The following is a 3,407-nucleotide window of genomic DNA, read 5'->3' on the forward strand; positions in this document are numbered from 1 at the left end:
TGCCGGGCCGGGGCTGGGAGGAGATCACCGGTCCCCCGACGGTCTGGTGGGCCCGCTACCGGAGCTGGTCGCGGCGGCTGCCGCGGATCACCCGGCTCGACGGTGAGCGGGCTCCGTCCTTGACGGCGGCACAGGCCCTGGACCGGATCCTCGACGCGGTACGGGAGCGGCCCCGGCCCGAGGCCGATCCCGTGAAGCGGCCCCGGCCCGAGGCCGATCCCGGGAAGCGGCCGCACGTGGTGGTGTCCGTCTACGACGACGCGGAGAACCCGGCCTGCCGGGACGGCGGCGCCCTGGCCATCGGCAAGGTGGCCCGCCGGCTCGCCGAGGACTTCCGGGTGACCGTGGTGACGGCCGGCGGGAGCGGCGGCAGCGGGGAGCGGAACGGCATCCGGTACGTCCGGCTGCCGGTGCGCCGGGCCGGCCCGCGCGCCGGCCGGGCGCTGTTCCTGGCCCTGCTGCCGTTTCTGGCCCGCCGGATCAGGCACGACCTGTGGCTGGAGAGTTTCTCCCCGCCGTTCTCGACGAGTCTTCTGCCCCTGACGACGGGCGCCCCCGTCGTCGGCATCGACCAGGGCCGCAGGGCCGAGGCCCTGTGGCGGCGCTACCACGTGCCGTTCTTCCTGGTCGAGCGGCTCGGGCTGCGCTGCTACCGGCACATCGTGGTGACGAACGCGGCCGACGGATCGGTGGTCCGGCGGCTCAGCCCCCGCGCCGACGTGCAGGTGATCGCGAACGGGGTCGAGCAGCACCTCCTCGACGAGACCCGTCTCGGGACCGGGCGGTTCATCCTGTTCCTGGGGCGGATCGACGTCTGGAGACAGGGCCTCGACCTGCTCTTCGAGGCGTACGAGCGGGCCGCGCCGCCGCTGGAGCTGCTGCTCGTCGGCACGGGGACCCCGGCCGAGGAGCGCGGGCTCGCCGCACTCGTCACCGCCCACAACCTCGGGCGGCCGGAGCCGCGGGTCGTCTGGGTGGGGCAGGCCGACGAGGAACGCCGGCGTCAACTCCTCCTCGACAGCGCCTTTCTGGTGATGCCCTCGCGCCACGAGACGTTCGGCCTGGTCGCCCTCGAAGGCATGTCGTACGGCAAGCCGGTCCTCCACTTCGACCTGCCCGCGCTGCGCTGGATGCGCGGCGGGGGCGACGTGGCCGTGCCGCCGTTCGACGTGCCCGGCTTCGCGGCGCGGATGAACGAGCTGGCCACTGACCCGGAGCTGCGACGCCGGCTCGGACGGCGCTCGGGTCTCGCCGCCCAGCACTACACGTGGGATCAGATGACGGGCGGTTATCTGGCCCTGGCCCACCGGCTTCTGGACACTCCCGGCTCCGCGCGACAGCCGAGGAAGAGGGGCTCGTCATGGCTGACGACCCGCTGACCAGTTTCGTCCGGACCGTCGTCGGATCGGGCGTCCCCATCCTGGTGCTCTCGCCACACCTGGACGACGCCGTCCTGTCCTGCGGCGGGCTGCTGGGATGGGCGGGGCGGCGGGCGCCCGTGACGGTCGCCTCGCTGTTCACCGAGGCGGCGCCACCGCCGTACACGCTGTCCGCACGCCGGTACCTGAGGCGGATCGGCGCCGAGGACGCGGAGGAGCTGTTCGCCGAGCGGCGCGCCGAGGACCGCCGGGTCCTGGAGCGGCTCGACGTGCGCTGCCGTCATGCCGGGCTGGTCGACGGACTGTTCCGGCGGCCGCCGCGGCCCTCCACGGAGCGGCCGGCCGGGCTGCTGCCCGGGCCGGCCCAGGTGTGTCCGACGGGCAGGCCACGCCTGTCCCGGGGCCGGATGTCGCCGCACGACGCCGAGGCCCTGCGTCTGGTCGGGGCGACCGTCGACGAGCTGCTGCCCCGCCGCTCCGGCGGTCTGCTCCTCGCTCCGCTGGGCGTGGGCGGGCACGCCGACCACGTCCTCGTCCGCACCGCCGCCGAGGAGAGCGGCCGCCGGGTCGTGTACTACAGCGAGTTCCCGTACAACCAGCACGCCGGCCCGGACGCCCGCTTCACCGGACGGCACCGGCTCGTGGCCCGCCTGTGGGAGCGGGGCCTCGACCGGAAGGCCGAACTGATCCGGGGGTACGGCAGCCAGGCCGCCGACCTGTTCCCCGACGGGCGCATCCCGTGCGTGCCCGAGGCGTACCTGCTCCCGGACCGGGGGTGGCCGGCGACGAAGGACACGCCCCGGCCGCCGACGGCGGAGCGCGTCCGCAGGGCCGCCGTGACGGGAGCGGGCGATGCGTCGCGATGAACGGCGCCCGCGTGTCCTGCTCCTCACCAGCAGCCCGCTGGACGGGGCGGACGGCGGTGAGGTGCGGCTCGCCGCCGACGTGCTCGACGCCCTGCCCGACGTGGACTTCGTCTGGTTCTCCCAGTGGCCGTCCCGCCGGACGACCTCGCCGGAGCGCGGCCGTCCCGTCCGCGTCCTCTCCCGTGACGGGTTGCCGCACCTGCCCGAGCGGATGCAGGCCGCGGGCGCCTCGACCGTGTGGGCCCGCCGGGTCGACCTGGTGCATGCCTTCCTCAACGTCGGCCGTGTCTTCCCGGCCTTCTCGTGGCTGCGGCCGCTGCTGCTCGGGGCGCGCCCGGTCGTCCACACCGTGCCCTGGGTGATGGACACGTCCTTTCTGCAGCACGTCCGTCCGCTGGGGACGACGGTCGCCCTGTCGGAGTCGATGGCACGGCGGCTGCGGGCATCGGAGTTCGGGGACATCCGGGTGATCCCGCCCATGATCGCCCTGGACGAGTGGCCGTATCTGCCCCGCCCGGAGGGATTCCCCGTGGTGCTGTTCGCGGGGCACCACGATCCGCGCGGCGGGGTGGAGACGGCGATCGACGCGGCGGTGGAGGCGGTCCGTGCGGGGGCGAGGTTCCGCCTCGTGCTCGCGATGCGCCGACGGTCGGGGCAGGACAACGTGATGCTCGACGAGGCGCTGCGGGAACGGGCCGGTGCGGCGGGGCTCACCGACTTCGAGGTGCGCGGCTACGTCGACGACATGCACGCGCTGTTCGCCACCGTCCATGTGCTGCTGTTCCCGCCGACGGCGCGCGTCGGCATGGCCGACATCCCGTTGACCGTCCTCCAGGCGCTCGCCTCGGGGCGGCCGGCGATCCTCAGCGACCTCCCCCAGTTCGCCGACCTGGGCAACGCGGTGCTCCGGGCCCCGGCGGGCGACGCGCGCCGCACCGGGCAGCAGCTGGCCTGGCTGCTCGACCAGCCGCGCTCCTGGGACGTGCTCGCCGACCGGGGCCGGGCGCTCGTCGAGGACCACTTCGGCCCCGAGCGGTTCGCGGCCAGGTACGCGGCCCTCTACCGGGAGCTGCTGGCGTGACCGCGGAGCCGGTCCGCCGTGAGCGGGTGGGACGGGGTGCCGTCACCCGTGCTCCGCCGAGGCGGAGCACGGGTGACGGCA

Annotated in this window: 3 protein-coding genes; all 3 read left to right on the forward strand. The window is 75.0% G+C overall.

The genetic code is table 11. The features are described from left to right. Positions 1-1,379, forward strand: a 1,379-nt coding sequence (locus AOK00_RS35745) for a glycosyltransferase family 4 protein (protein WP_055604262.1), incomplete at its 5' end; no start/stop codon positions are given. Next, positions 1,361-2,245, forward strand: coding sequence for a PIG-L deacetylase family protein (locus AOK00_RS35750; protein WP_055604263.1), 885 nt, complete (start codon positions 1,361-1,363; stop codon positions 2,243-2,245). The genes AOK00_RS35745 and AOK00_RS35750, both read left to right, overlap by 19 nt. Further along, positions 2,232-3,326, forward strand: coding sequence for a glycosyltransferase family 4 protein (locus AOK00_RS35755; RefSeq protein WP_055604264.1), 1,095 nt, complete (start codon positions 2,232-2,234; stop codon positions 3,324-3,326). The genes AOK00_RS35750 and AOK00_RS35755 overlap by 14 nt, the downstream gene beginning before the upstream one ends. The last annotated feature ends 81 nt before the right edge of the window (positions 3,327-3,407 follow it).

The sequence above is a fragment of the Streptomyces aureus genome (assembly GCF_001418135.1).
Taxonomy (GTDB): Bacteria; Actinomycetota; Actinomycetes; order Streptomycetales; family Streptomycetaceae; genus Streptomyces; species Streptomyces aureus_A.